At 59.9% G+C, this 26,608-nt stretch carries 25 protein-coding genes; 19 read left to right on the plus strand and 6 right to left on the minus strand.

What is annotated here, in order from left to right; translation table 11 throughout:
- Window positions 1–5 precede the first annotated feature (5 nt).
- From ACW55A_RS15305 to ACW55A_RS15320, 4 genes are read left to right on the plus strand one after another with little or no spacing between them, the layout of a single operon-like run.
- The gene (locus tag ACW55A_RS15305; protein ID WP_003372164.1) at window positions 6–1,100 is read left to right on the plus strand and encodes a polyamine ABC transporter substrate-binding protein; all 1,095 of its coding nucleotides are present in this window, start codon (window positions 6–8) and stop codon (window positions 1,098–1,100) included.
- Between the two features lie 55 nt (window positions 1,101–1,155).
- Window positions 1,156–2,298, plus strand: a complete 1,143-nt coding sequence (potA, locus tag ACW55A_RS15310) for a polyamine ABC transporter ATP-binding protein (protein WP_003372162.1) — start codon at window positions 1,156–1,158, stop codon at window positions 2,296–2,298.
- Entirely contained in the window at window positions 2,295–3,215 is a 921-nt protein-coding gene (locus ACW55A_RS15315; protein WP_003372160.1) for an ABC transporter permease subunit, read from the plus strand. The genes potA and ACW55A_RS15315 overlap by 4 nt, the downstream gene beginning before the upstream one ends.
- Window positions 3,212–4,093, plus strand: coding sequence for an ABC transporter permease subunit (locus ACW55A_RS15320; RefSeq protein WP_003318275.1), 882 nt, complete (start codon window positions 3,212–3,214; stop codon window positions 4,091–4,093). Before ACW55A_RS15315 ends, ACW55A_RS15320 begins: the two co-directional genes overlap by 4 nt.
- Before the next feature lie 343 nt (window positions 4,094–4,436).
- Here the strand turns inward: ACW55A_RS15320 and ACW55A_RS15325 are convergent, their stop codons facing one another.
- Window positions 4,437–6,824, minus strand: a complete 2,388-nt coding sequence (locus tag ACW55A_RS15325) for a penicillin acylase family protein (RefSeq protein ID WP_058416235.1) — start codon at window positions 6,822–6,824, stop codon at window positions 4,437–4,439.
- A gap of 270 nt (window positions 6,825–7,094) precedes the next feature.
- Between ACW55A_RS15325 and bipL the strand changes: the two genes are divergently transcribed.
- Entirely contained in the window at window positions 7,095–8,036 is a 942-nt protein-coding gene (gene bipL / locus ACW55A_RS15330; protein WP_003372156.1) for a phospholipase BipL, read from the plus strand.
- Here the strand turns inward: bipL and ACW55A_RS15335 are convergent.
- Window positions 8,033–8,224 (minus strand): hypothetical protein, encoded by a 192-nt coding sequence (locus ACW55A_RS15335; RefSeq protein WP_003372153.1) that lies wholly within the window; start codon window positions 8,222–8,224, stop codon window positions 8,033–8,035. The genes bipL and ACW55A_RS15335 overlap by 4 nt on opposite strands.
- 51 nt (window positions 8,225–8,275) lie before the next feature.
- A complete protein-coding gene (locus ACW55A_RS15340; RefSeq protein WP_003372151.1) occupies window positions 8,276–9,034 on the minus strand; it encodes a DUF2059 domain-containing protein in 759 nt (252 codons plus the stop codon).
- 150 nt (window positions 9,035–9,184) lie between these two features.
- Between ACW55A_RS15340 and ACW55A_RS15345 the strand changes: the two genes are divergently transcribed.
- On the plus strand, window positions 9,185–9,811 hold the full coding sequence (locus ACW55A_RS15345) for a 2OG-Fe(II) oxygenase (RefSeq protein ID WP_498811417.1): 627 nt from the start codon (window positions 9,185–9,187) through the stop codon (window positions 9,809–9,811).
- Between the two features lie 137 nt (window positions 9,812–9,948).
- The gene (locus tag ACW55A_RS15350) at window positions 9,949–10,386 is read left to right on the plus strand and encodes a DUF4399 domain-containing protein (protein ID WP_011269266.1); all 438 of its coding nucleotides are present in this window, start codon (window positions 9,949–9,951) and stop codon (window positions 10,384–10,386) included.
- 210 nt (window positions 10,387–10,596) lie between these two features.
- Here the strand turns inward: ACW55A_RS15350 and serA are convergent, their stop codons facing one another.
- Window positions 10,597–11,826 carry a phosphoglycerate dehydrogenase gene (gene serA, locus ACW55A_RS15355; RefSeq protein WP_002555754.1) on the minus strand — a complete coding sequence of 410 codons (1,230 nt, stop codon included), beginning with the start codon at window positions 11,824–11,826 and terminating at the stop codon, window positions 10,597–10,599.
- A gap of 160 nt (window positions 11,827–11,986) precedes the next feature.
- On the opposite strand from serA, the gene ACW55A_RS15360 reads away from it, so the two are divergent.
- The 4 genes from ACW55A_RS15360 to ACW55A_RS15375 all read left to right on the plus strand — a co-directional run bounded on the left by ACW55A_RS15360 (window position 11,987) and on the right by ACW55A_RS15375 (window position 16,254).
- Window positions 11,987–13,381 (plus strand): D-2-hydroxyglutarate dehydrogenase, encoded by a 1,395-nt coding sequence (locus tag ACW55A_RS15360; RefSeq protein WP_074807141.1) that lies wholly within the window; start codon window positions 11,987–11,989, stop codon window positions 13,379–13,381.
- A gap of 48 nt (window positions 13,382–13,429) precedes the next feature.
- Window positions 13,430–14,095, plus strand: coding sequence for a fumarylacetoacetate hydrolase family protein (locus ACW55A_RS15365; RefSeq protein ID WP_002555752.1), 666 nt, complete (start codon window positions 13,430–13,432; stop codon window positions 14,093–14,095).
- Between the two features lie 182 nt (window positions 14,096–14,277).
- A complete protein-coding gene (locus ACW55A_RS15370; protein WP_003372142.1) occupies window positions 14,278–15,222 on the plus strand; it encodes an SdiA-regulated domain-containing protein in 945 nt (314 codons plus the stop codon).
- A 126-nt stretch (window positions 15,223–15,348) separates the two neighbouring features.
- Window positions 15,349–16,254: an SdiA-regulated domain-containing protein gene (locus ACW55A_RS15375; protein WP_183132784.1), complete on the plus strand. Its 906-nt coding sequence runs from the start codon at window positions 15,349–15,351 to the stop codon at window positions 16,252–16,254.
- Between the two features lie 45 nt (window positions 16,255–16,299).
- Here the strand turns inward: ACW55A_RS15375 and rpiA are convergent, their stop codons facing one another.
- Window positions 16,300–16,971 carry a ribose-5-phosphate isomerase RpiA gene (rpiA, locus tag ACW55A_RS15380; protein ID WP_455808566.1) on the minus strand — a complete coding sequence of 224 codons (672 nt, stop codon included), beginning with the start codon at window positions 16,969–16,971 and terminating at the stop codon, window positions 16,300–16,302.
- A gap of 109 nt (window positions 16,972–17,080) precedes the next feature.
- On the opposite strand from rpiA, the gene ilvA reads away from it, so the two are divergent.
- Both ilvA and ACW55A_RS15390 read left to right on the plus strand, forming a co-directional pair.
- A complete protein-coding gene (ilvA, locus tag ACW55A_RS15385) occupies window positions 17,081–18,646 on the plus strand; it encodes a threonine ammonia-lyase, biosynthetic (RefSeq protein WP_498811418.1) in 1,566 nt (521 codons plus the stop codon).
- Between the two features lie 286 nt (window positions 18,647–18,932).
- Window positions 18,933–19,361, plus strand: a complete 429-nt coding sequence (locus ACW55A_RS15390; RefSeq protein WP_003343869.1) for a DUF2269 family protein — start codon at window positions 18,933–18,935, stop codon at window positions 19,359–19,361.
- Between the two features lie 13 nt (window positions 19,362–19,374).
- Here the strand turns inward: ACW55A_RS15390 and ACW55A_RS15395 are convergent, their stop codons facing one another.
- A complete protein-coding gene (locus tag ACW55A_RS15395; RefSeq protein ID WP_455808567.1) occupies window positions 19,375–20,031 on the minus strand; it encodes a histidinol-phosphatase in 657 nt (218 codons plus the stop codon).
- Between the two features lie 142 nt (window positions 20,032–20,173).
- On the opposite strand from ACW55A_RS15395, the gene ACW55A_RS15400 reads away from it, so the two are divergent.
- The 6 genes from ACW55A_RS15400 (at window position 20,174) to ACW55A_RS15425 (ending at window position 26,596) form a co-directional block, all read left to right on the plus strand.
- Window positions 20,174–20,653 (plus strand): RNA pyrophosphohydrolase, encoded by a 480-nt coding sequence (locus ACW55A_RS15400; RefSeq protein ID WP_002555745.1) that lies wholly within the window; start codon window positions 20,174–20,176, stop codon window positions 20,651–20,653.
- A gap of 21 nt (window positions 20,654–20,674) precedes the next feature.
- Entirely contained in the window at window positions 20,675–22,954 is a 2,280-nt protein-coding gene (gene ptsP, locus ACW55A_RS15405; RefSeq protein ID WP_002555744.1) for a phosphoenolpyruvate--protein phosphotransferase, read from the plus strand.
- 631 nt (window positions 22,955–23,585) lie between these two features.
- A complete protein-coding gene (lgt, locus tag ACW55A_RS15410) occupies window positions 23,586–24,398 on the plus strand; it encodes a prolipoprotein diacylglyceryl transferase (protein ID WP_003432384.1) in 813 nt (270 codons plus the stop codon).
- A gap of 52 nt (window positions 24,399–24,450) precedes the next feature.
- Complete coding sequence (locus ACW55A_RS15415; protein WP_455808568.1) at window positions 24,451–25,422, plus strand: thymidylate synthase; 972 nt, start codon at window positions 24,451–24,453, stop codon at window positions 25,420–25,422.
- Window positions 25,423–25,498: 76 nt separating this feature from the next.
- Complete coding sequence (locus ACW55A_RS15420; RefSeq protein WP_003343866.1) at window positions 25,499–25,696, plus strand: hypothetical protein; 198 nt, start codon at window positions 25,499–25,501, stop codon at window positions 25,694–25,696.
- 3 nt (window positions 25,697–25,699) lie between these two features.
- Window positions 25,700–26,596 (plus strand): hypothetical protein, encoded by an 897-nt coding sequence (locus ACW55A_RS15425; RefSeq protein WP_455808569.1) that lies wholly within the window; start codon window positions 25,700–25,702, stop codon window positions 26,594–26,596.
- Window positions 26,597–26,608 lie beyond the last annotated feature (12 nt).

The raw sequence follows: 26,608 nt of genomic DNA on the forward strand, positions 1-26,608 counted from the left end.
ATTCTTTGTCTATTTCTATTCTTTCCAAAGCCTTGCTGGCGGCTGCCGGGCTGACACTGTCGATCAGTGCCCAGGCTGAGTCCACCGTGCATATTTATAACTGGTCCGATTACATCGGCAAGACCACCCTGGCGGACTTCGAAGCCGCTACCGGCGTCAAGCCGATGTATGACGTGTTCGACTCCAACGAAACCCTGGAAGCCAAGCTGCTCGCCGGACGCACAGGTTATGACGTGGTGGTGCCGTCCAATCACTTCCTCGGTAAGCAGATCAAGGCCGGTGCGTTCCAGAAGCTCGACAAGTCGCTGCTGCCCAATTACAAGAATCTCGACCCGGCGCTGCTCAAGCGTCTGGAGAAGAACGATCCGGGCAACCAGTACGCCGTGCCGTACCTGTGGGGGACCAACGGCATCGGTTACAACGTCGAAAAGGTCAAGGCCGTGTTGGGCGTCGACAAGATCGACTCCTGGGCCGTGCTGTTTGAGCCGGAGAACATCAAGAAGCTCTCCAGCTGTGGCGTAGCGTTTCTCGACTCCGCCGATGAGATGTTGCCTGCGGTGCTCAACTACATGGGGCTGGACCCCAACAGCACCAAGGAAGCTGATTACAAGAAGGCCGAAGCCAAGCTGCTGGCGATTCGTCCTTACGTGACCTATTTCCACTCGTCCAAATACATCACCGACCTGGCTAACGGCGACATCTGCGTCGCCGCAGGTTTTTCGGGGGATGTGTTCCAGGCCAAATCCCGGGCTGAAGAAGCGGGCAAGGGCGTGAAGATCGCCTACAGCATCCCGAAAGAGGGCGGTAACCTGTGGTTCGACATGCTGGCGATCCCGGCGGACTCGAAAAACATCAAGGAAGCCAGTGCCTTCATCAACTACATGCTCGACCCCAAGGTGATCGCCAAGGTCAGCGATGAAGTCGGTTACGCCAACCCCAATCCCGCCTCCGGCGAGTTCATGGACCAGAGCATCCGTACCGATGAAGCGGTTTATCCGCCTCAGGAAGTGCTGGACCGCCTGTTCGTGAACAGCGAGTTGCCACCCAAGGTGCAACGTCTGATGACCCGCAGCTGGACCAAGGTCAAGTCGGGCAAATAAAAATCCAGCACCCGGCCATATGGGCCGGGTTGCCTACCTGTTGGGAGTTTCACCCATGGCAGTTGCCTCCGGCGCCTACAAGAAAGCCATCGAAGGCGGTCAGCAACCCAAAGAGGTGCTGGTCAGGATCGATCGGGTCACGAAGAAGTTCGACGAGACGGTCGCGGTGGACGATGTGTCCCTGCAGATCAACAAGGGCGAGATCTTCGCCCTGCTTGGCGGCTCTGGCTCCGGCAAATCGACACTGCTGCGCATGCTGGCCGGGTTCGAACGGCCAACCGAAGGCCGTATCTATCTCGACGGTGTCGACATCACCGACATGCCGCCGTACGAACGCCCGATCAACATGATGTTCCAGTCCTATGCGCTGTTCCCGCACATGACCGTGGCGGACAACATCGCCTTCGGCCTGAAGCAGGACAAGCTGGGCAAGCCGGAAATCGAAGCCCGCGTGGCGGAGATGCTCAAGCTGGTACAGATGACCCAGTACGCCAAGCGCAAGCCGCATCAGCTGTCCGGCGGTCAGCGTCAGCGTGTGGCCCTGGCCCGTTCGCTGGCCAAAAAGCCCAAGCTTTTGCTGCTCGACGAGCCGATGGGCGCGCTGGACAAGAAACTGCGTTCGCAGATGCAACTGGAACTGGTAGAGATCATCGAGCGCGTCGGCGTGACTTGTGTGATGGTGACTCACGATCAGGAAGAGGCCATGACCATGGCCGAGCGCATCGCGATCATGCACCTGGGCTGGATCGCGCAGATCGGCAGCCCGATCGACATCTACGAAACCCCGACCAGCCGTCTGGTCTGCGAATTCATCGGCAGCGTCAACCTGTTCGAAGGTGACGTGATCGAAGACATGGAAGCCCACGCGCTGATCCGCAGTCCCGAGCTGGAGCGCAATATCTATGTTGGCCACGGCGTCAGTACGTCGGTGGAAGACAAGCACATCACCTACGCACTGCGCCCTGAGAAGCTGCTGATCACCACCGAGCAGCCAGGCTTCGAATACAACTGGTCGCGCGGCAAGGTCCACGACATCGCCTACCTGGGCGGTCATTCGGTGTTCTACGTCGAGCTGCCGGGCGGCAAACTGGTGCAGTCGTTCGTCGCCAACGCCGAGCGTCAGGGCGCACGGCCTACCTGGGGCGATGAAGTCTACGTGTGGTGGGAAGACGACAGCGGCGTGGTACTGCGCTCATGAAAATCCGCAAGATCAAGCGCGCGTTCGAGCGCATAAAGCCCAACGGGCGGCAGATGGTCATCGGCGTGCCGTTTCTCTGGCTGTTCCTGTTCTTTGCCCTGCCGTTTCTGATCGTGCTCAAGATCAGCTTCGCCGAGGCCGACGTCGCGATCCCGCCGTACACCGAAATCTTCAGCTACGCCGACGAAAAGCTGCAGATGGTCCTCAACTTCGCCAACTACACCTTGCTCAGTGGCGATGACCTGTACGTTTCGGCCTATCTGGGCTCGCTGAAGATGGCCTTCATCAGCACCTTGCTGTGCCTGCTGATCGGCTATCCGATGGCCTATGCCATCGCCAGCGCGCGCAAGGACCTGCAAACCGTGCTGTTGCTGCTGATCATGATGCCGACCTGGACGGCGATCCTGATCCGCGTCTACGCCTGGATGGGCATCCTAAGCAACAACGGGCTGCTCAATGCATTCCTGATGTGGCTTGGGCTGATCGACGCGCCGTTGCAGATCCTCAACACCAACCTGGCGGTGTACATCGGCGTGGTCTATTCCTACCTGCCGTTCATGATCCTGCCGCTGTACGCCAACCTTGTGAAGCACGACACCAGCCTGCTGGAAGCCGCGTCCGACCTGGGTTCGAGCACCTTCAACAGTTTCTGGAAAATCACCGTACCGCTGTCCAAGAACGGTGTGATCGCCGGCTGCATGCTGGTATTCATTCCGGTGGTCGGCGAGTTCGTGATTCCCGAGCTGCTCGGCGGTCCGGAAACCCTGATGATCGGCCGCGTGCTGTGGCAGGAATTCTTCAACAACCGTGACTGGCCGGTGGCTTCGGCGCTGGCGGTCATCATGCTGCTGGTGCTGATCGTGCCCATTATCCTGTTCAACCGCAGTCAGGCCAAAGAACTGGAGGGCAAGGCATGAACCGCTTTCGATTCTCGAACCTGATGCTGGTTCTGGGTTTGCTGTTCATCTATGCGCCGATGGTGATTCTGGTCATCTACTCGTTCAACGCCTCGCAACTGGTGACGGTCTGGGGCGGCTGGTCGGTGAAGTGGTACGTCGGCCTGCTGGACAACTCGCAACTGATGGGCTCGGTGATGCGCTCGCTGGAAATCGCCTGCTACACCGCCGTTGCTGCGGTGGCGCTGGGAACGATGGCTGCGTTTGTGCTGACCCGCATCAGCCGCTTCAAGGGCCGCACGTTCTTTGGCGGGCTGGTTACAGCTCCCCTGGTCATGCCGGAAGTGATCACCGGTCTGTCGCTGTTGCTGCTTTTCGTGGCCATGGCGCAATTGATCGGCTGGCCGCAGGAGCGCGGCATCATGACCATCTGGATCGCGCACACGACGTTCTGTGCGGCCTATGTGGCGGTGGTGGTATCGGCGCGCCTGCGTGAGCTGGACCTGTCGATCGAAGAGGCTGCAATGGACCTGGGTGCCCGTCCGTGGAAAGTGTTCTTGCTGATCACCATCCCGATGATCGCGCCATCGCTGGCAGCCGGAGGCATGATGTCCTTCGCGCTGTCGCTGGACGACCTGGTGCTCGCCAGCTTCGTCTCTGGGCCCGGCTCGACGACCTTGCCGATGGAAGTGTTCTCTGCCGTGCGTCTGGGCGTGAAGCCTGAAATCAACGCCGTGGCGAGCCTGATCCTGCTGGCCGTGTCACTGGCAACCTTTCTGGTCTGGTTCTTCACCCGCCGCGCCGAAAACAACCGCAAGCGTGCGATCCAGCAAGCTATCGAGGAAAGCGCGGCAGATGCCTGGAAGCAGCCTGATCCGAGGCGAGCTCCGGCTGCGTGAAGACCTTATCGTGCCCGGAGGGCGTGGGAGCGAGCTTGCTCGCGAACTGCCGGGTACCGGCAGCAACTAGCTATCTCGGTTTATCGCTCCCACGCTCCAGCGTGGGAGCGCAGCTCTGGACGCTCTGCGTCCGATCTTGATAGCGCGGTGCTACGCAGACTTGTGACGCGGAGCGTCACGAAAGGCATGCCAACGCAGAGCATTGGCACGATAGTCAAACCCGGTTGTGCCTGATGTACCGTACGTGAAGGTTTCACTGTCGGTTCCGACAGCTCGCGAGCAAGCTCGCTCCCACGCCCTCCGGGCAGAAGCCCCGTTTCCGGACTCGGCGCAAAGCGTGTCGCTAGGCCCCCGGCACCAGCCGCAAAACCCCTTCCGTATGCTCGGCCACGTCCTTCTCGCTGAAGCGCTGCGGCAGGTACTCGCCGTTCACGAAAGCCTTGGCCTGATCCGAGTAGTGCTTGTCGAACGGCACGCCGCTTTGTCCCACCGGATTTATCCCCAGGCTGTGCGCCGGGTCGGCGAAGTCGATCAGGCGGCGGGTCGAGGGGCCGTAGCCGACTGGCCACGGGGCAGGACGGATGCTCGATGACAGGTTGTTCGGCACCTCATGAGTGCCCGGCGCGGCATACGGGCCGACGTTAAAGATCATGTCCAGCGGCTTCTGCGAACCCAGCGGGTGGCCTTGGGTCAAGGTATGCGCCTTGCCCCACACCCATTCATCCGGGTTAGTGCCATACAGCGACCTCAAGTGCGAAACAGTGGCGCGCCAGGCCACCTTGACGGTGTTGGCACGGCTTTCTTCGTGGGGTGAATTGCGATTGTTCCACCACGGCGAGTCGGCATCGGCGGCCAGGCGCGGCAGCGCAGCGTCCAGGACGCGGGTCGACAGCAGGGTTTCAAACATCGCGTCGCCCAGTTCGTCGTGAAAGGTCTCTTCAGTCAGGTCGAACAGGAACTGATTGAACAGCGTGGCACCCACCGAATTGACCGGGTAATCACCTTTCCAACTGGCCAGTCGCTCCACGAGTGCCAGTTCGTCCGGGTCGCTGACAGCGCTGCGCAGTACCGGAATCAATGGCCTGAGAATACTCGGTGCATAGTCGGTCTGCGTGCCCAGTTGCAGCGCCTTGCTGGCGGCCAAGTCCCATTTGATGCTGGAGTCACTGAGTTGCCGGTTCAGCGCCTGGCCGCGTTCGGCCGGGTTGTAGTAGCCGGGAATCGGCATGCCGGTCGGCGACTGCGGCTGGAAGTTGGCCGACACGATGTAGCCACGCGCCGGGTTTTCTTCGTGCGGGTTGGCGCTGAACGGGTAAAAGCCGAGCTTATCGGCCTGTGCCGTGCTGCCGTCCAGAATGAAACTGGGGTTGACGCCCTGCGGACGGATCGGCAGTTGCGCCGCCGCCCACCAGCCGATATCGCCTTTGGCGTTGGCCCAGACGATATTGAGGCCCGGCGACTGAATCTTCTCGGCCGCGCTACGCATCTTGTCCAGCGTATCGGCGCGGTTGGTCTCATAGAAACCGTCCAGCACCGGGTTGGCGGATGCCAGAAACGACCACCACATCGCGATTGGCGTCTGGCCGGCGTTCTTGCCCATCACGTTGTTGACGATCGGTCCGTGCGGCGATTCGAGCAGCGTCAGTGTGACCGGGGCCTGGCCCTTGACGGTGATTTGCTGCTCGGTGCGTTTCATGTCCACCCATTGCCCGTGGTACCAGACCTGATTCGGGTTGTCCGGGTTGGTCTTCTCGGCGATCAGATCCACGTCGTCGTTCTGAAACATGGTCAGGCTCCAGCCGAAATCCATGTTATGGCCCAGCAGCGCGAACGGGTTGAGCGCCGGAAAGTGCCCGTACAGTTCGAAACCCGGTGCCGATAGCTGCGCTTCGTACCATATCGAAGGCACCGAGAAGCGGATGTGCGGGTCGCCCGCGAGAATCGGCTTGCCGCTTTGCGTGCGGCTGCCGGAAATCACCCAGGCGTTGCTACCCTCGAATTGCGGCAGGCCAGCATCTTCAAGCGTCTTGTGACTCAACTGCGCCAGTTGATTCAGACCCTTCCAGTCGGCGTCGGCCAGTGCCGGTTTCGAGTCGAGCATGCCGTCCGGGTGCCAGTCCAGGTCGAAGACTTTCAAGTACTCCGGGCCGAGCTGGTCGCGGACGTAGGTCAGCAGTGGCTCGGTTCTGAACGCCGCAGCAAAACTGTAAGCCAGATAGCCGGCGATGCTGACCGTGTCTTCTGTGGTGAACGGTCGTCTGGGAATGCCCAGCGCGTCGAACTCCATCGGCCTTGCGTGGGTATCCTGATACTGGTTGATGCCGTCGATGTAGGCTTCCAGCGCTTTCCAGGTGGGGGTGTTCTTGTCCTGGTGTGCGACATACGCATCCGCATGTTCACGAATGCGCAGGCTGCGAAACAGCTTGTCGGTCTCGAGCAGATTCGGCCCCAGTACTTCTGCCAGCTCACCGCGTGCCAGGCGACGCAGCATTTCCATCTGGAACAGCCGGTCCTGAGCATGGGCATAGCCGAGCGCGCGGTAAAGGTCGGCTTCGTTCTCGGCGCGGATGTGCGGCACGCCACGCTCGTCGTAGCGCAGGGTGACGGGGGCCTGAAGACGGCTCATGGCGATCTCGCCGTCACGTACCGGCAGTTTGCTATTTACGTACCAGCCCGCGCCACCCGCAAGCAGGGCGAAGATGATGGCTAGAATGAAGAGGCTGCGTTTCATCCGGTTTCTCTGTAAATGGCGTAGGCGGGAATTAAGACTATCGTTGTGACGCGGTTGATTCGATGAAACCCGACACAAGAGCCCGTTCGAAACGGCTTCAGGGCGAATTCGGGCAGGTGAGCTCGCGAGCATCGCCCAGTGTGCAGACAGCAATGTGCACGTTCAATGACAGATGTCTGCGATTACAGCCGCTTAGCTTGCCATGCCGGGGCAGACAGAAGAATATCGTTACACAACTTTACGAGTCATTTGTTGAAATCTGGAAACCACATGTCCGTCACGTTCGACCCCGATAACCTGCGTGCCAGCCTGCTGCCGCTGAGCGTTATTGATCCGCTTTCCATGGAGGGGCTGGCCTATCAGCGCTTCTACGGTCTTGCCGGACTGTGTGGCGAAAACGTCATACGCAGCTGGCTGGGGCGCCTCGATGTGGCGGGCTATGAGGTGGTCGGGCAAGTCTGGCTGCCTGACAATCCGGTCGCCACGCTGTTTCTGTTTCACGGCTTCTATGACCACATGGGCCTGTACCGGCATGTGATCGAGTGGGCTCTGGAGCAAGGCTTTGCCGTGATCGCCTGCGACCTGCCGGGGCATGGTCTGTCGAGCGGCAGTCGCGCCTGTATCAATGACTTCGCCGAATACCAACTGGTGTTGCAACGCCTGCTGCTCGAAGCCGAAGGCCTTGGCCTGCCACATCCCTGGCACCTGTGCGGACAAAGCATGGGCGGTGCCATCGTGACGGATCACCTGCTTCATCAGGGGGCAGACTCGCCCGCGCAGGGTGAGGTGATCCTGCTGGCACCGCTGGTCAGGCCGCGTGCCTGGGGCTGGTCGCGTCTGAGTTATCACCTGCTCAAACCTTTCGTGAAGGGCATTGCCCGCCGTTTCACCGAAAACTCCAATGCACCCGCGTTCCTGCCTTTTCTGATGGCCGATCCGTTACAGCCGCTGCGACTGCCCACGGCTTGGGTCGGCGCGCTGGCGCAATGGATCGTGCGTGTTGAAAGCGCGCCGCGCAGCCTGCGCAGCCCGCTGATCATTCAGGGTGAGGCGGACATGACGGTCGATTGGTCGCATAATCTGGCGATTCTGAAAGACAAATTCAGCCAGCCGCAGATTCTGATGCTCGGGCATGCCCGGCATCATCTGGCCAACGAAACGCCAGAGCTGCGGGCTCGGTACTTTGATTTTCTGAAAGGGCGACTTCGTTAGACTTTTTCAGCCTTGCCGGCCTGCAGCGCCTTGACCTGTCGGCGCAGGCGATAGTTTTCAAGGGCCAGTACGACGAGCATCAGCGCCCCAAACACGGCAAAGGCGTCCTGCCCCAGAGAACTCCAGAACAGCCAGGAGAAAAAGGCCATTACGATACCGGTGGCGAGCAAAGCCAATGAGTCTTTCATACGCTGGTGTCCATTCCTTTGACCTCAGGCGCTTGAAGGCCTGAACGGTTTTTACTGTCCGGGATTCAGGCTCGACGCACTCTGTCCGACCGCCAGACCGGCACGAATCGCGGCAAGAGCGGCCTGGTAATAGGCTTTGCCTTCCGGCGACTCGGCGAAGGTCGAGAATTCTTCGAGCTCAGGGTCCGACAGGTCGCGATAGACGTAAAGCAGCGTGTTGTTCAGGTCAGCACTCATCTGCGCCATCAGGCGCTCGCGCTGGCCTTCGAGCATGCCTTGCGCCTGTCCTCCGCCCAGCAGGCCGGGGATCATCTGGCTCAGGCTGTCGGCGGCAACGCCTGCGATGGCAAGACTGACTTCCGCGCCGGCCTCTCTGGCAGGCAGTGCCTGGGCCAGATGGCCGATCAACAACTGACGGGTCGCGTCCGCTTCGATATGCGGCAGCCCCTGGGCATGTTTGGCCAACTGATCGGCGCGGGTGGCGGTCAGCTCGGCATTGACGATCTTGCGGCCCAGCGGTGACTGGAAAAACTGCAGTGACGGGGCAGGGTCCTTGAGGCTTTCACGCAGGCGCTTCGACGCGCGCTGGTCCATGGCTTGGGGGGCGAAACGCTGATTGCTGTTGTTGACCAGCGCTTGATAAACCGCAGGCGGCAGGTTGTTGCTGTAACGCTGTTGGGCAGCCTTGAGGGCATCGTTGAAATGCGCGCGCTGTTCCGGCCAGCCTGCAGACTTGTACAACTGATCGTAGCTGTCTGCCCAGGCAGGTGAGGTGCAGAACATCAACAGCAAAACAAACAAACGACGCATTGGGGACTCCTGTCGGCAGGCCGCTATTCTCCCGGTGTTAGCGTGGATTTGTCGAGTTATGAGTGCCTTCGGTGAATGAAATCTCATGCGTTTGATACCGCATGTATAAGCCTCTGTCCGATTTCAGGGCTTATGGATACTATGCACGCCATGCGCATACCCTCTGACCACCCACTGCTGTTACGAATCGTCGACGATCTGGCCGCCAACGGCTGGTCGCAGCAGAATATTTTCCTGCCCGAAGCTCTGACTCTGGAACTTGAGCAAGAGTGCCGCAAACGTGCAGCCGAAGGCGAGCTCGAGCCTGCCGCGATCGGCAAGGGAACCGCGCTGGAAATACGCGAGGGTATTCGTGGCGACCGCATTCAGTGGCTCGAGCCGGGGCAGGTGCAGTGCTGCGACCACTATCTTGAGCTGATGGACAGTTTGCGTCAGGCGCTCAATCGCGGCCTTTTCCTCGGCCTGGAAGATTACGAAAGCCATTTTGCGCTGTATCCGCCGGGTGCCCGCTACCTCAGGCATGTGGACCGATTCCGCGATGACGACAGGCGCATGGTGTCGGCGGTGCTCTACCTCAACAACGCCTGGCTGCCCGAGCACGGCGGTCAGTTGCGCATGTACCTCAAGGACGAGGTGGCTTACGACGTTCAGCCTACGGGCGGCTGTCTGGTGGTCTTTCTGTCCGGCGAAATTCCCCATGAAGTCATGCCCGCCAGTCGTGATCGTCTGTCACTGACGGGGTGGTTCAGACGCCGGGGCAACGAGCTGTTCCAGTGACCTGCGGCTGCGTTCATGAAAACAGTTTCATCAATGCGATGAGCCATTGGGCCTGACTGCGGTCTATCGTGAGCACTCCTGAACCGACGGATTCGTCGTGTGAGGGTCGACTTACGTCAACTGCAGCCGGAGCAATCATGAAATCCTTATTTTCTGGAACGATGGTCGCCGGACTGCTGCTCAGCGCATCCATGCTGGCCAGCGCCGCCGATATACCCCGCACCGCAGCCCCTGAAGGCGCCGAGGTGTACATCATCTCGCCCAAGGACGGTGAAACGGTCACCTCACCGTTCAAGGTGCAATTCGGCCTCAAGGGCATGGGCGTCGCGCCTGCGGGTGTCGATGTGCCCGAGACCGGTCACCATCACCTGCTGATCGACGTGAAGGACCAGCCGGCGATGAATGCACCCCTGCCGGTCAGCGACAACATCCGCCACTTCGGCAAGGGCCAGACCGAAACCGAAATCAACCTGCCGCCGGGCCAGCACACCCTGCAATTGCTGATGGGCGACAAAGGCCACATGCCGCTGAACCCTTCGGTCGAGTCGAAGAAGATCACCATCAATGTGAAGTAGGGCTGTCAGTGCTTGTGTGACGCAGAGCGTCACGAACGGCATTCCCACGCTGGAGCGTGAGGAACGATCGGTGTCCGGAAGAACACTGATCGTGCCCATGCTCCGCGTGGGTATGCAGTTCCGGACGCTCTGCGTCCTGTCTTGAGTGGGGCGGTGTAGCGCGGGGAATTACAGGATGCGTGCCCACACGGGGTGGGCACGGCGATCAGATCAGAACAAAACGCGGCTGCGGATGGTGCCTTTGATCTGTTGCAGCTTGGCCTGGGCGAGGTCGGAGTATTCGGCGTCGACGTCGATGACCACGTAGCCGACTTTCTCGTTGGTCTGCAGGAACTGACCGGAGATATTGATACCGTTTTCGGCGAAGACCTTGTTGATCTCGCTGAGCACGCCCGGGATGTTTTCGTGGATGTGCAGCAGGCGGTGCTTGCCAGGGTGCGCAGGCAGGGCCACTTCCGGGAAGTTGACCGAGGATACCGACGTACCGTTGTCGCTGTACTTGACCAGCTTTTCCGCCACCTCGAGACCGATGTTGGCCTGCGCTTCGGCTGTGGAACCACCGATGTGCGGCGTCAGGATCACGTTGTCCAGACCGCGCAGCGGGCTTTCGAAGATGTCGTCGTTCGAGCGCGGCTCGACCGGGAACACGTCGATGGCGGCGCCGATCAGGTGCTTGTCCTTTATGGCGTCAGCCAGTGCGTCCAGCTCGACCACCGTGCCACGCGCGGCGTTGATCAGGATGCTGCCCTTCTTCATCGCGCGGATTTCTTTTTCGCCGATCATCCACTGGGTTTCCGAGGTTTCCGGAACGTGCAGGGTGACGATATCGGACATGCCCAGCAGCTCGTTCAGGCTCGACACCTGAGTGGCGTTGCCCAGCGGCAGTTTGGTCAGCGTGTCGTAGAAGTACACCTGCATGCCCAGACCTTCAGCCAGCACCGACAGCTGCGTACCGATCGAGCCGTAACCGATGATGCCCAGCTTCTTGCCACGGATCTCGAAGGAGTTGGCCGCGCTCTTGATCCAGCCGCCACGGTGGCAGGAAGCGTTCTTCTCGGGGATACCGCGCAGCAGCAGGATGGCTTCGGCCAATACCAGTTCGGCGACCGAACGGGTATTGGAGTAGGGCGCATTGAATACTGCGATACCGCGCTCGCGCGCCGCGTTCAGGTCAACCTGGTTGGTACCGATGCAGAAGCAGCCGACCGCAACCAGTTTCTTGGCGCAATCGAACAGCTCTTCGGTCAACTGAGTACGGGAGCGGATACCGATGAAATGGGCGTCGGCGATCTTTTCTTTCAGTTCGGCTTCCGGCAGAGACTTGGTGTGGTACTCGATGCTGGTGTAACCGGCTGCCTTGAGGACGTCGACAGCGGATTGGTGGACGCCTTCGAGAAGAAGGAACTTGATCTTGCTCTTGTCGAGGGAAGTCTTGCTCATCTGCGTAAACCTGTGTCCCGAAGAAAATTGGCAGGGGGTGGCCGGATCGGCTCTGGGCACGACTCGCGGGGGGCGTATGCTAGCATATGAGCCCCGCGAAACCTCATCCCGAACGTGAACCGTTCTCAGGATGCCCATGAATCGTTCGAGAGTTGATTCAATGACCGATCGCGTTTTGATTGATGAGCTGCAGACCCTGGTTGACCCCGGCAAGGTACTCACCGATGCCGGTTCTCTGGAAACTTACGGCAAGGACTGGACCAAGCAGTTCACCCCTGCGCCATTGGCCATCGTATTCCCCAAGACCACCGAACAGGTGCAGGCCATCGTACGCTGGGCCAATGAGCGGCTCGTGGCGCTGGTGCCTTCGGGTGGACGCACCGGGCTTTCGGCGGCCGCGGTGGCTGCCAACGGTGAAGTGGTCGTCTCGTTCGATTACATGAACCAGGTGCTGGATCTGAATCTCACCGACCGCACGGCGGTCTGTCAGCCTGGCGTGATCACCCGGCAATTACAGGCGCTGGCTGAAGAGAGCGGCCTTTATTATCCGGTCGACTTCGCTTCTTCGGGCTCCAGCCAGATCGGCGGCAATATCGGCACCAATGCGGGCGGTATCAAGGTCATTCGCTACGGCATGACGCGCAATTGGGTCGCCGGCCTCAAGGTGGTCACCGGCAAGGGCGACCTGCTGGAGCTGAACAAGGACCTGATCAAGAACGCCACCGGCTACGATTTGCGCCAGTTGTTCATCGGTGCCGAAGGTACGCTGGGCTTTGTCGTCGAAGCGACCATGCGCCTCGACCGGGCGCCGAAGAACCTCACAGCGATGGTGCTGGGCACCTCGGACTTCAAATCGATCATGCCGGTGCTGCATGCCTTTCACGGCAAGCTCGACCTGACCGCCTTCGAATTCTTCTCGGACAAATCCTTCGCCCGGGTCATGGCGCGCGGTGATGTGCCGTCGCCTTTCGACACGCCATGCCCGTTCTATGTGTTGCTGGAGTTCGAAGCGACCACCGACGACCTGGCCGATCAGGCCCTGGCGACCTTCGAGCACTGCGTCGAGCAGGGTTGGGTGCTGGACGGCGTGATGAGCCAGAGCGAACAGCAATTACGCAACCTGTGGAAGCTACGCGAGTACATCTCCGAAACCATCTCGCACTTCACACCGTACAAAAACGATATCTCGGTCACTGTCTCGAAAGTGCCAGAGTTTCTGGCTGAAATCGACGCGATCGTTGCCGAACACTACCCAGACTTCGAAGTGCTCTGGTACGGCCACATTGGCGACGGCAACCTGCACCTGAACATCCTCAAGCCCGAGGGCCTCGACAAGGACGAGTTCTTCGTCAAATGTGCCCGGGTCAACAAGTGGGTGTTCGAGACCGTCGAAAAGTACAACGGCTCGATTTCGGCCGAGCATGGCGTCGGGATGACCAAACGTGACTATTTAACGTACAGTCGCTCGCCGGTCGAAATCGAATACATGAAGGCGTTGAAAGCGGTGTTCGATCCCAACGGGATCATGAATCCCGGCAAAATCTTCGCCGTTTGATCCGTCGCAACAATAAGCAGGCTGCCTCTTACAGCCTCAGGAGACGTCATGAGCTACCAGCACAAATATGTCGATGGCACCAACATTCACTTCCCGCTGGGTAAAGTGGTCTGCATTGGGCGTAACTACGCCGAACACGCCAAGGAACTGGGCAACGCGGTGCCTACCGAGCCGCTGCTGTTCATGAAACCCGGCAGCGCGGTGGTTGCGCTGGAGGGTGGCTTCACTATCCCGGCAGACCGCGGTTCGGTGCATTACGAAGCCGAGATCGTGGTGTTGATCGGCAAGCCCCTGAGCAAGAACCCTTCGCGCGAAGAAGTGCTGGACGCGATCAGCGGCTTTGCGCCCGGCCTGGACCTGACGTTGCGTGATGTCCAGTCGCGTCTGCGTGAGAAAGGCCTGCCGTGGGAGCTGGCCAAGTGTTTCGACGGCGCTGCGGTGATTCCGCCGTTCGTGCCCGCCGAGACCTTCCCTGACCTGGAGGACATCGGTATCCGCCTGACCCTCAATGGCAAGGTGGTTCAAGACGGCAACAGCAACATGATGCTCAACCCGATCGTGCCGATGATCCAGCACATGGCAGCCAACTTCTCGCTGCAGGCCGGCGACCTGATCATGACCGGCACGCCTGCCGGTGTCGGGCCGTTCGAAGCCGGCGACCAGATCGCGCTGGAACTGGTCGGGCAGACGCCGTTCGAGAGCGTCGTCAGGTAATCCGACAGCATCTTCAAGCTGCACCCAAAGCCACGCGGGATCACTCCCGGGTGGCTTTTGTTTGTGGAGTGACTGATAGTTCAGCCGATTTTGCGTTTTTTTCACGCCTGTTCTGGATAATCCGGCCGTCCCTGCAAGGGCACCACGTCGTCATGAAGTCTCATTTGCTCAGGAACACATGAATGGCCAGTACTGCCGCAACGCCGCCTCGTAACAAAAAACGCTTCGCTTACTTACGCAACATGCGCTGGTATTCGTGGTTGTTAGTGGTTGCCTTGCTGGGCTATGGGCTGGCCTTCATCATGCATTGGGATGATCGCGCGCTGCTCTGGTTTCAGGAGCGGTTCGAGAGCAAGGCAGGTCGTCACGCCAGTATCTGGCTGCCGGACTACCATGTGGATATCGACGCAAAGGTGCTGCCGGGCATGGAAAAGGACGAGGCGTCCGACCTGTCCTATAACCCGGTGACCAAAACGCTGTTTGCGGTCATGGGCAAAAATGCGTTTCTGGTGGAGCTGACGCTCACGGGCGATGTACTGCGCAAGATCCCGCTGGTGGGCTGGAGCAATCCGGAAGGTGTTGCCGTCATGAACGATGGCCTGATTGCGATCACTGACGAGCGCCAGCACAAGCTGACCATCGTTAAAGTGAACGCCGACACCACCACCCTGAACATCGCGGATTTCCCCCAGTACGAACTGGGCAAGTCTGCCAACCAGAACAAGGGCTTCGAAGGTATCGCCTGGGACCCACAGCGTCAGCAGCTGATACTGGGCGAGGAGCGACCTCCCGCGCTGTACACCTGGAAAAGTGATGGCAGTGACGTGCTGAAAGGCGATAAGCAACCGCTGTCGAGTCGCTCGCTGGACATGCGCAATCTGTCGTCATTGAGCATCGACCCGCGCACCGGCCACATGCTCGCGCTGTCTGCCGATTCGCACTTGTTGCTGGAAGTCGACGAGCAAGGCGAGCAGGTAAGCTTCATGACCCTGCTGGGCGGCATGAACGGTTTGAAGGACACAATTCCGCGCGCAGAAGGCGTGGCCCTTGATGAGGCCGGTACGCTGTACATGGTCAGCGAACCGAACCTGTTCTATTCGTTTCACCGGGCGCTTCACAAGCACTGAGCCAGGACGGCAACTACACAGGTCGCCGATACACATTCGGCAAAAATATAGCACCATGCCATTAAGCTTGCTTTCAGGATGGCATGGTATCAATCCCGTCCGCTCAATCTGTCCGAGTCACCCTTCATGCGTCGCTCTACTCGCTCTTTAGTCCTGCTTCTGGCCCTTGTACCCCTGATCGTTGTGTTCGTGATCGCCAATCAGCGATACCGCTATGTTGAAAGTGCCCTGTTCGACTGGCAGGTGTTCTGGCAGTCCGACTCGCTTCAGTCCATTGGCCTGGATCAGTACCGCGTCGTCACCGAAGCACAGGTGATCGACGGGCTGCAGGATGATGTCTCGGGCCTGAGCTACGACCCGGACCGCAAGAGCCTGTTTACGGTGACCAACCAGAACCCCGAACTGGTCGAGCTGAGCCTGGACGGTCGTGTGCTGCGGCGCATTCCGCTGGTCGGGTTCGGTGATGCCGAGGCTGTCGAATACATCAGCCCGGGCACTTATGTGATCAGCGATGAGCGCCGGCTCCGGCTGATTCAGATTCACGTCGATGACAACACCAAAAGTCTGGACGCCGCCCAGGCAGAACAATTGACGCTGGGCATCACCGCCAGTGGCAACAAGGGCTATGAAGGGCTGGCCTATGATTCGGTCGGCAAGCGCCTGTTTGTCGCCCGCGAGCGTGATCCGGTGCAGATCATCGAAGTGCGCGGCTTTCCCAGGACCAACTCCGAGGCTCCCGGCAATCTGCAGGTCATCTCCAACAGCAAGCGCGATGGCCGACTGTCGGTTCGTGACCTCTCCAGCCTGCAATTCGATGAAACCAGCGGCCATTTGCTGGCGTTGTCCGATGAGTCGAAGCGCATTCTTGAACTCGACACCAGCGGTCATCCGATTGGCAGCGGCTCGCTGGCAAAAGGGGCGATGGGGTTGAGCAAGGACGTGCCGCAGGCTGAAGGGATGGCTATGGACGCAGAGGGCGCGTTGTATCTGGTGAGCGAGCCGAACCTGTTTTACGTGTTCCGCAAGCCTTGAGCCTGTGAGGGTCATGCCCACCTTGCGTGGGCACGACCGGTTTTATCAGCGCGTCAGGGTTTTCACGCCTTCGGTGGTGCCCAGCAGCAACAGGTCGGCCGGACGGGCGGCGAACAGGCCATTGGTGACCACGCCGACGATGGCGTTGATCTGAGCTTCCAGCTCCACCGGATTGGTGATGCTCATGTTGTGCACATCAATGATGATATTGCCGTTGTCGGTTAGAACACCTTCGCGATAAACCGGGTCGCCGCCCAGTTTCACCAGTTGTCGCGCAACGTGGCTGCGGGCCATCGGAATGACTTCGACCGGCAGCGGGAAAGCACCCAGCACTGGCACCAGCTTGCTGCCGTCGGCGATGCAGATGAAGGTCTTGGCCACGGCCGCGACGATTTTCTCGCGAGTCAGTGCCGCGCCGCCGCCCTTGATCAGGTTCAGGTGCTCGTCGCTTTCGTCGGCTCCGTCGACATAGAACTCCAGGTCGCTGACCGTGTTCAGCTCATAGACCGGAATGCCATGCGCCTTCAGGCGCGCCGCAGTGGCTTCCGAGCTGGCGACGGCGCCGTCAAAGGCGGCCTTGTGCTTTGCCAGTGCGTCGATGAAGCAATTGGCCGTGGAGCCGGTGCCGACGCCCACAATGCTTTTGTCATCGAGCTTCGGAAGGATGAAGTCGACAGCTGCCTGAGCGACTGCCTGTTTGAGTTGATCCTGGGTCATGCGGGCTCCACGGTGCCGATGTAGGTAGAAGAGGGGGATGCAAAAAAGGCCCGCATTATAGCGGCGACTGCGCCGCAAAGCCCTGTCATTCGTATGGTCGTCTTTCGGTGTGCAGAGTAGACTTCCCGACCTTGCCCGCTTCGTCAGTGATGCCACCCCGATGCTTGAACAGTACGTCAAGAAAATCCTCACCTCCCGCGTCTACGACGTTGCCATCGAAACGCCGCTGCAAGGCGCTCGCCAGCTGTCCGAACGGCTGGGCAATCAGGTGCTGCTCAAGCGCGAAGACCTGCAGCCGGTGTTCTCGTTCAAGATTCGCGGCGCGTACAACAAGCTCGCGCAATTGCCCGCAGAGCAGACTGCACGGGGCGTGGTGACGGCATCGGCGGGCAATCATGCCCAGGGCCTGGCGCTGGCGGCACGCGAGTTGGGGATCAAGGCGACCATCGTCATGCCGCGCACCACGCCGGAGATCAAGGTCGAAGGTGTGCGCTCGCGGGGTGCCACCGTGGTGCTGCACGGCGATTCCTTCCCGGAAGCGCTGGCCCACTCGCTGAAGCTGGTCGATGAGCAGGGCTTCGTCTACATCCATCCGTATGACGACCCCGACACCATCGCCGGGCAAGGCACCGTGGCGATGGAGATCCTTCGTCAGCAACCGGGCCAACTGGATGCGATCTTTGTTCCTGTCGGGGGCGGCGGTCTGATTGCCGGTATCGCGGCCTACGTGAAATACCTGCGCCCGGAGATCAAGGTGATCGGCGTCGAGCCGGACGACTCCAACTGCCTGCAAGCGGCGATGGCCGCCGGGGAGCGCGTGGTGCTGAGCCAGGTCGGGCTGTTTGCCGATGGCGTGGCGGTCGCGCAGATCGGCCACCACACCTTCGAAGTGTGCCGCCATTATGTCGATGAAGTGATCACCGTCAGCACCGACGAGATCTGCGCGGCGATCAAGGACATCTACGACGATACGCGCTCGATCACCGAGCCCTCCGGCGCGCTGGGCGTGGCCGGGATCAAGAAATATGTCGAGCAGCGCGGCGTCAGCGGCCAGACGCTGGTGGCGATTGATTCAGGGGCCAACGTCAACTTCGACCGCTTGCGTCACGTGGCCGAGCGCGCCGAACTGGGCGAAGGCCGCGAGGCGATCATTGCGGTGACCATCCCCGAACAACCGGGCAGCTTCAAGGCGTTCTGCGAGGCCATCGGCAAACGGCAGATCACCGAATTCAACTACCGCTATCACACTGATCGCGAGGCGCACATCTTTGTCGGCGTGCAGACCCATCCCGAGAACGACCCACGCAGCGCCCTGATCGCCAGCCTGACCGACCAGGGCTTCCCGGTGCTGGACCTGACCGACAACGAACTGGCCAAACTGCATATTCGCCACATGGTTGGCGGGCATGCCGAGCGGGTCAATGATGAAGTGGTGCTGCGCTTCGAGTTCCCGGAGCGACCGGGCGCGCTGTTCAACTTCCTCAACCGTCTGGGCGGCCGCTGGACCATCTCCATGTTCCACTACCGCAACCACGGCGCTGCTGACGGCCGCGTGGTTGCCGGGCTGGTGGTGCCGGAGGAAGAGCGGCATCTGGTGGGTGCTGCGCTGGATGAGATTGGTTACCCGTATTGGGACGAGAGCGAGAACCCGGCGTACAGGCTGTTTCTGGGCTGAGGCCCTGGATATTTCTCCTTTCTCACGCTCCGTCACAAGAGGACGCGGAGCGTCCAGACCGGCATGCCCACGCGGAGCATGGGCACGATAGTGTTCTCCCTGACGACTATCGTTCCTCACGCTCCAGCGTGGGAATGCAGTTCACGACGCTCTGCGTCGCAAGAGGACGCGGAGCGTCCAGACCGGCTTGCCCACGTGGAGCACGGGCGCGATAGCGCTTAAGGCACGGCTCTTGTGTCCACACTGCTAAACTCACCCAAGCCCGATTCCAGAGGAACACCGCGTCATGGAACCCATCACCACCCTTAATACCCTGCACATCGTCGCCATCGCGTTGTTGCTGATCAGCGCGCTGGTGTTGGCCAGCGGGGTGGTCAAGGTGCGTCTTGAAGGCGACACGACCGTGCAGAATCGCCTGCTCAAGCGGCCATTGCTGTTTTTCTGGGTGTTGATGGCCGTTTGCCTGGCGACGCTGCCGTTCAGTGGCTGGTGGCTGGTGCATTTGAAAGGCCTGTCACTGGGCCAGACCTGGGTGCTGGGCAGCAGCGTGCTTTACACCCTGGGGCTGTGCAGTTGGGTCTGGCTGGTGGCCAGGCTCAACCGCTTGCGTCTTGGTGCCAAAGGTGGCAAGCGTGGCTTCACCTTGGCGCTGACGGTGATCAGCGTTGTGTGCTTTGTGGCAATGGCCGGTCTGACGGGCTTCAAACCGGCCTGAGTATTGCCAGCACTCAGTGACGCAGGGTAATTACCTGCCAGCCGCGTCGCTCGGCTTCGGCACGCAATTTATCGTCCGGATCGACCGCGACCGGGTTGGCCACCTGCTCCAGCAGAGGCAGGTCGTTCATCGAGTCACTGTAGAAATAGCTGCCCTCGAGGCTGAACGCGTTGTCTTCCAGCCACTGGTTGAGGCGTGTCACCTTGCCTTCACGGAAGCAGGGCACACCCGTGGTACGACCGGTATAGCGTCCATCCACCATTTCGCACTCGGTCGCCAGCAGGGTATCGATGCCCAGCTGCGCCACGATAGGTGCTGTCACAAAGCGGTTGGTTGCGGTGATCACCACCAGCTTGTCGCCAGCCTCTCGGTGTCTGGCGATCAATTCCAGCGCCTTGGGCAGCATCATCGGTTCGATGCAGTCGCGCATGAACTCGCGATGCCACTGCTCAAGTTGCGCCATGTCAGTGTTGCCCAGAATCTCCAGGGTAAAATTCAGGTAGTCGGTCATGTTCAGCGTGCCGGCCAGGTAATCCTGATAGAACTCGTCGTTGCGGGTCTTGTAGGTCGCGGCATCAAGGATCCCGCGCCGGCACAGGTAATCGCCCCAGGCGTGATCGCTGTCGCCGCCCAGAAGGGTGTTGTCGAGGTCGAATAAAGCCAGGCGCATAGGGTTACTCGCTGAAATAGTTGAAAAAAGAGCCCCAGAATACGAGGTTTTCACAAGTCTTCACATAAGGTGATAAGCCTCGTTGCTGGTTTGATCGCCTTTGTGGAACAATGCGGCGACATGCGTTTGCGAGGTTGTTGCCGTGATCGACCCCGATGGTTTCCGTCCTAATGTCGGGATTATTCTGACAAACGATGCTGGTCAGGTCCTATGGGCTCGGCGTATTAACCAGGATGCCTGGCAGTTTCCTCAAGGGGGTATCAACCCGCAGGAGACGCCGGAAGACGCGCTTTATCGCGAATTGAATGAAGAAGTCGGTCTGGAACGACATGATGTGCAAATACTTGCCTGCACTCGGGGCTGGTTGCGCTATCGTCTGCCGCAAAGACTGGTCCGTACCCACAGCCAGCCGCTGTGTATCGGCCAGAAGCAAAAATGGTTTCTCCTGCGCCTGATCTCCAACGAGCAGCGGGTGCGGATGGATTTGACCGGTAAACCGGAGTTCGATGGCTGGCGCTGGGTCAGTTATTGGTATCCGTTAGGCCAGGTGGTGACATTCAAGCGCGAGGTGTATCGACGCGCACTCAAAGAGCTTGCCCCGCGCCTCTTATCGCGCGACTGACACGGAGTTCGACCCCGAGCCATGCTCAATACGCTGCGCAAGATCGTCCAGGAAGTTAACTCCGCCAAGGATCTCAAGGCGGCGTTGGGCATTATTGTGTTGCGCGTCAAGGAGGCCATGGGCAGCCAGGTCTGCTCGGTCTACCTGCTCGATGCCGAGGTCAACCGCTTTGTCCTGATGGCTTCCGAAGGCCTCAACAAGCGCTCCATCGGCAAAGTCAGCATGGCGCCGAATGAAGGCCTGGTCGGCCTGGTCGGTACGCGCGAAGAACCGCTGAATCTCGAAAACGCCGCAGATCACCCTCGTTATCGCTACTTCGCCGAGACCGGTGAGGAACGCTACGCCTCGTTCCTGGGCGCGCCGATCATCCACCACCGGCGCGTGGTTGGCGTGTTGGTCATCCAGCAAAAGGAGCGCCGTCAGTTCGACGAGGGCGAAGAAGCCTTCCTGGTCACCATGAGCGCGCAACTGGCGGGCGTTATCGCGCATGCCGAAGCGACCGGCTCGATCCGCGGTCTGGGTCGTCAGGGCAAGGGCATTCAGGAAGCCAAGTTCGTGGGTGTGGCCGGTTCGCCGGGTGCTGCGGTCGGTGTCGCCGTGGTCATGCTGCCGCCTGCCGATCTGGAAGTGGTCCCCGACAAGACCGTCACTGACATCGCCGCTGAACTGGCGCTGTTCCAGAACGCGCTGGAAGGCGTACGCAATGACATGCGCACCCTGTCAGCCAAACTGGCCACCCAGTTGCGTCCCGAAGAGCGGGCGCTGTTCGATGTCTACCTGATGATGCTCGACGACGCCTCGCTGGGCAGCGAAGTGACCGACGTCATCAAGACCGGCCAATGGGCGCAGGGTGCCTTGCGCTCGGTGGTCAGTGAGCACGTCAAACGTTTCGAGCTGATGGACGATGCCTACCTGCGCGAGCGGGCGTCGGACGTCAAGGACCTGGGCCGCCGTCTGCTGGCTTACCTCCAGGAGGCGCGACAACAGGCGCTGGTCTATCCCGATAACACGATTCTGGTCAGCGAGGAGCTGACCCCGGCCATGCTCGGCGAAGTGCCGGAAGGCAAATTGGTCGGCCTGGTGTCGGTTCAGGGTTCCGGCAACTCCCACGTCGCGATTCTGGCGCGGGCCATGGGCATTCCCACGGTCATGGGCCTTGTGGACTTCCCTTACTCCAAGGTCGATGGCATCGATCTGGTGGTCGACGGCTATCATGGCGAAGTCTTCACCAACCCCAGCGAAATCATGCGCAAGCAGTTCGGTAAGGTGGTGGAGGAGGAGCGTCAGCTCTCCCAGGGCCTGGATGCCCTGCGCGAACTGCCTTGCGTCACTCTCGACGGGCATCGCATGCCGCTGTGGGTCAACACCGGTCTGCTGGCCGACGTGGCGCGTGCGCAACAGCGTGGCGCCGAAGGGGTGGGCCTGTACCGCACCGAAGTACCGTTCATGATCAACCAGCGCTTCCCGAGTGAAAAGGAACAGCTGGCGATCTACCGCGAGCAACTGGCCGCCTTCCATCCACTGCCGGTGACCATGCGTAGCCTGGACATCGGTGGCGACAAGTCGCTGTCCTACTTCCCGATCAAGGAAGACAACCCGTTCCTCGGCTGGCGCGGTATTCGCGTCACCCTCGACCACCCGGAAATTTTCCTGGTCCAGACCCGCGCCATGCTCAAGGCCAGCGAGGGCCTGAATAACCTGCGCATTCTATTGCCGATGATCTCCAGCACCCACGAAGTGGAAGAAGCGCTGCACCTGATCCACCGCGCCTGGGGCGAGGTGCGCGACGAAGGCACCGACGTGCCCATGCCGCCGGTGGGCGTGATGATCGAAGTGCCAGCCGCGGTCTACCAGACCCGCGATCTGGCGCGTCAGGTGGACTTCCTCTCGGTCGGCTCCAACGACCTGACTCAATACCTGCTCGCGGTCGACCGCAACAACCCGCGCGTGGCCGATCTCTATGATTACTTGCACCCGGCAGTGCTTCAGGCGCTGCAAAGCGTGGTGCGTGATGCCCACGCCGAGGGCAAGCCGGTGAGCATCTGCGGCGAAATGGCGGGTGACCCGGCAGCAGCGGTACTGTTGATGGCGATGGGCTTCGACAGCCTGTCGATGAACGCCACCAACCTGCCGAAAGTGAAGTGGATGCTGCGCCAGATCAACCTCAGCAAGGCCAAGGAACTGCTGGCGCAACTGATGACCAACGATAACCCGCAAGTCATCAGCAGTTCTCTGCAACTGGCGCTGAAAAACCTCGGCCTGTCGCGGATGATCAACCCCAGCTCGGTCAAAGGGCACTAAGCGCTACCAATGCTTTCGTGAGCAAGCTCACTCCCACAAGGGGGACACATGCACCTGTGGGGCGGGCCTGTCGACGTTCACTTGTTCGCGAAGAGGCCGGTACAGACTCCGGGGAATGGCGCGTTTGGGCTACCGCCTTCGTGAGCAAGCTCACTCCCACAGGGGTACACATGCACCTTTGGGGCGGGCCGGTCGATGTTCGCTTGTTCGCCAAGAGGCCGGTACAGACTCCGGGAAATGGCGCGTTTGGGCTACTGCCTTCGTGAGCAAGCTCACTTCCACAGGGGGTACACACTGCCCCGTAGGAGCGAACTTGTTCGCGAAGAGGCCGGCATGATTGCCGAAAATGCATTGTCTGAATCACCATCTTCGCGAACACGCCAAGCCTTGCCCGGTTCGCTCCTGCGCCCTGGGGGCAGAAGCCTGTAAGGCACGTATTCAGTGCTCTCCAAGACCTGTCTATAACGCTGTGCTCGGAAGCGCTAAGCGTACGGCTGGACACACCAGGCGTATCTTTTTTCATTTCGTTCAGGCGGCTTCCATCGGTCGCCGCTAGAGCATCCTGCTGGGCTCCGGTAACATGCGCGCCTGATTCAGTCGCTCGCAAGGGCGTTCCAATTGAGGAGTCGCAATGCTGCCTTACCCGCAGATTGACCCGGTAGCCGTCGCTATCGGCCCGCTGCAAATTCACTGGTACGGTTTGATGTACCTGGTCGGTATCGGCGGCGCCTGGCTGCTTGCGTCGCGTCGCCTGAACAAGTTCGACCCGACCTGGACCAAGGAAAAACTCTCCGACCTGATTTTCTGGCTGGCCATGGGCGTGATTGTCGGCGGGCGGCTGGGCTACGTGCTGTTCTACGATCTTTCGGCCTACATCGCCAACCCGCTGCTGATCTTCGAAGTCTGGAAGGGTGGTATGGCGTTCCACGGCGGCTTTGTCGGCGTGATGATCGCGGCCTGGTGGTTTGGCAAGCGCAACGGCAAAAGCTTCTTCCAGCTGATGGACTTCGTTGCTCCGCTGGTGCCGATCGGCCTGGGTGCCGGGCGTATCGGCAACTTCATCAATGCCGAGCTGTGGGGCAAGCCGACCGACGTGCCGTGGGCGATGGTTTTCCCGCCGTTCAGCGACCCTGCGCAACTGGCGCGTCATCCTTCGCAGCTGTATCAGTTCGCGTTGGAAGGCGTTGCGCTGTTCATCATCCTCAATCTGTACGCCCGCAAACCGCGTCCAACCATGGCCGTTTCCGGCATGTTTGCGCTGTTTTACGGGATCTTCCGCTTTGTGGTCGAGTTCGTCCGCGTTCCTGACGCCCAGTTGGGCTACCTGGCGTGGGGCTGGGTGACCATGGGCCAGATCCTCAGTCTGCCGATGATCATTGCCGGTCTGTTCCTGATCTGGCTGGCCTACAAGCGCGAACCGTCTGCCAGCAAGGCAGCGGCTTAATACCGAAACGCCGGGTGTCAGCACCCGGCGCGTTCAACAAGGCAGGTGATTTATGAAGCAATATCTGGAACTGGTCGCTCATGTGATCAAGCACGGGACCTTGCAAGCCAACCGTACCGGCGTGAACACCATCAGCTTTCCGGGTGCGATGCTGCGTTATGACTTGCAGGAAGGTTTTCCGGCGATCACCACACGGCGCATGGCCTTCAAATCGGCCATCGGCGAGATGGTTGGCTTTCTGCGTGGCGTAAACAACGCCGCCGAATTCCGCGAACTGGGCTGCAAGGTCTGGGATCAGAACGCCAACGAAAACGCTCAGTGGCTGAACAATCCGTTCCGCAAGGGCGAGGACGATCTGGGCGAAATCTATGGCGTGCAATGGCGCAAGTGGCCAGCCTACAAGCGTATCGATGCCGGCAATGTCGCGGCCATCGAACTGGCGCTGGGCCAGGGGTATCGTCAGATTGCCGAATCCGAAGAAGACGGTCAGTCGTTCGTGGTCCTGTACAAGGCCATCGACCAGATTCGCCAGTGCGTCGACACCATCATCAACGACCCAGGCAGCCGCCGCATCCTGTTCCACGGCTGGAACTGCGCACAGCTCGATGAAATGGCCCTGCCGCCGTGCCACCTGCTGTACCAACTGCACCCGAACCCGCAGACCCGCGAAATCTCGCTGACGCTGTACATCCGCTCCAACGACCTGGGCCTCGGCACGCCGTTCAACCTGACCGAAGGCGCCGCGCTGCTGAGCCTGATCGGCCGCCTGACCGGCTACACGCCGCGCTGGTTCACCTACTTCATCGGCGACGCCCACGTTTACGAAAACCATCTGGACATGCTCAACGAACAGATGACCCGCGAGCCGTACCCGATGCCGAAACTGGTCATCTCCGAGCGTGTACCCGAGTTTGCCAAGACCGGTGTGTACCAGCCTGAATGGCTGGAACTGATCGAGCCTTCGGACTTCGCCCTGGAAGGCTACCAGCACCACCCGGCAATGACGGCGCCGATGGCGGTTTGAGTCCGTACGAGAGCGAATTGAGCGTTGTGCTATAGTTTTGGCGTAAGTCCCCTGACCCTGTTCAATGGAATCGACTATGTTTTTCAATCGGATTGGACATCGTAGTGATACGAAGAAGGCTGAAGACGCGGCCCTCATGCAGGCAATCAAGAGCATCGACACTCTTGTGGTAAGGGGTGGTCGCATGTCCATGGACGCCAAAGAAATCGAAGGTTTGGTTCGCTCCTCCCGCGATAAGGCTAAAAAACTGGTCACTCCGCAAGCCGAATCCTGATAAATGGCTTTTTTACTTCTGCTGCCACTACTCGTCAGCGGCTTTTTGGTGTGCCTGAAGGATCCCACCGTTTATTGCAGGCTGCATCGCTATGAAGGCCAGATGCTTTACTTGCTGGTGGGGCGGTATGGTATCTACTGTTTTTTAGCGGCCATGTTTGTTACCGCAGCCCTTGCAGGCCTGTTCTCGCATGATTGGGGTGTGTTTTGCCCAAAATGGGCCCAAACGATGGACGCGACCTCGCCAGTCTGTTTTGCCGTGAACACCGATTTCATGGGCGCTTTAGGTCAAATGGGGCAGGACTTCGACATCACTGGCAGGAATTTTAGCCAAGTGGGCGTGTTCCTTGCCCTGTCGGGTTTACTGACCTTGGCGATGCCAAGCCTCGCAGCTTTTCTTACTGTCAGGATTCTCAAGTGGCAACTGGGCGCGGGTAAAAAAGAAGAAATTGCGGTCTATCTGCTGGGTGAGTCTGTAGATCACAGCCCTATCTGCTCGACGCTTTTCGATGCATTTGTCGACAAGGAAGAAGTGATGATCACGATGGCGGATCGAAAGGTCTACGTCGGTTACATCATGGATGTCGGAGCCCCTACCGAAGTGACGGGTGTGAATCAGGAAATTTTGCTTATCCCGACCGTCAGTGGCTATCGGGACAAGGACACCCTGAAAGTGGTGTACACGACCGATTACCCAAGTGATACACCGCTCAGGCCTATTGGTTTTCGGCAAGAAAATATTGTCTCGATCAGCATCTTCAGCGATGAGGTGCGTGAAGCGTTCAAGCGCGCAGATTCTGAGCGGGCCGGTGAAGAGTCAGCGAAAGAGAAAGCTGCCAAGGATCAGCTCGTCAAGGCGATCACTGAGCTTGTGGCGGTGGTGCAGGCCGCGCAGCGCTGAACCATAGGTCTC

It is taken from the genome of Plantibacter cousiniae (nom. nud.) (assembly GCF_977070315.1).

Excerpts from the sequence above, each read along its gene's own strand:
- potA (WP_003372162.1), top strand. The coding sequence starts at position 1,156 with ATGGCAGTTGCCTCCGGCGCCTACAAGAAAGCCATCGAAGGCGGTCAG.
- ACW55A_RS15315 (WP_003372160.1), top strand. The coding sequence starts at position 2,295 with ATGAAAATCCGCAAGATCAAGCGCGCGTTCGAGCGCATAAAGCCCAAC.
- ACW55A_RS15320 (WP_003318275.1), top strand. The coding sequence starts at position 3,212 with ATGAACCGCTTTCGATTCTCGAACCTGATGCTGGTTCTGGGTTTGCTG.
- ACW55A_RS15325 (WP_058416235.1), bottom strand. The coding sequence starts at position 6,824 with ATGAAACGCAGCCTCTTCATTCTAGCCATCATCTTCGCCCTGCTTGCG.
- bipL (WP_003372156.1), top strand. The coding sequence starts at position 7,095 with ATGTCCGTCACGTTCGACCCCGATAACCTGCGTGCCAGCCTGCTGCCG.
- ACW55A_RS15335 (WP_003372153.1), bottom strand. The coding sequence starts at position 8,224 with ATGAAAGACTCATTGGCTTTGCTCGCCACCGGTATCGTAATGGCCTTT.
- ACW55A_RS15340 (WP_003372151.1), bottom strand. The coding sequence starts at position 9,034 with ATGCGTCGTTTGTTTGTTTTGCTGTTGATGTTCTGCACCTCACCTGCC.
- ACW55A_RS15345 (WP_498811417.1), top strand. The coding sequence starts at position 9,185 with ATGCGCATACCCTCTGACCACCCACTGCTGTTACGAATCGTCGACGAT.
- ACW55A_RS15350 (WP_011269266.1), top strand. The coding sequence starts at position 9,949 with ATGAAATCCTTATTTTCTGGAACGATGGTCGCCGGACTGCTGCTCAGC.
- serA (WP_002555754.1), bottom strand. The coding sequence starts at position 11,826 with ATGAGCAAGACTTCCCTCGACAAGAGCAAGATCAAGTTCCTTCTTCTC.
- ACW55A_RS15360 (WP_074807141.1), top strand. The coding sequence starts at position 11,987 with ATGACCGATCGCGTTTTGATTGATGAGCTGCAGACCCTGGTTGACCCC.
- ACW55A_RS15365 (WP_002555752.1), top strand. The coding sequence starts at position 13,430 with ATGAGCTACCAGCACAAATATGTCGATGGCACCAACATTCACTTCCCG.
- ACW55A_RS15370 (WP_003372142.1), top strand. The coding sequence starts at position 14,278 with ATGGCCAGTACTGCCGCAACGCCGCCTCGTAACAAAAAACGCTTCGCT.
- ACW55A_RS15375 (WP_183132784.1), top strand. The coding sequence starts at position 15,349 with ATGCGTCGCTCTACTCGCTCTTTAGTCCTGCTTCTGGCCCTTGTACCC.
- rpiA (WP_455808566.1), bottom strand. The coding sequence starts at position 16,971 with ATGACCCAGGATCAACTCAAACAGGCAGTCGCTCAGGCAGCTGTCGAC.
- ACW55A_RS15390 (WP_003343869.1), top strand. The coding sequence starts at position 18,933 with ATGGAACCCATCACCACCCTTAATACCCTGCACATCGTCGCCATCGCG.
- ACW55A_RS15395 (WP_455808567.1), bottom strand. The coding sequence starts at position 20,031 with ATGCGCCTGGCTTTATTCGACCTCGACAACACCCTTCTGGGCGGCGAC.
- ptsP (WP_002555744.1), top strand. The coding sequence starts at position 20,675 with ATGCTCAATACGCTGCGCAAGATCGTCCAGGAAGTTAACTCCGCCAAG.
- lgt (WP_003432384.1), top strand. The coding sequence starts at position 23,586 with ATGCTGCCTTACCCGCAGATTGACCCGGTAGCCGTCGCTATCGGCCCG.
- ACW55A_RS15415 (WP_455808568.1), top strand. The coding sequence starts at position 24,451 with ATGAAGCAATATCTGGAACTGGTCGCTCATGTGATCAAGCACGGGACC.
- ACW55A_RS15420 (WP_003343866.1), top strand. The coding sequence starts at position 25,499 with ATGTTTTTCAATCGGATTGGACATCGTAGTGATACGAAGAAGGCTGAA.
- ACW55A_RS15425 (WP_455808569.1), top strand. The coding sequence starts at position 25,700 with ATGGCTTTTTTACTTCTGCTGCCACTACTCGTCAGCGGCTTTTTGGTG.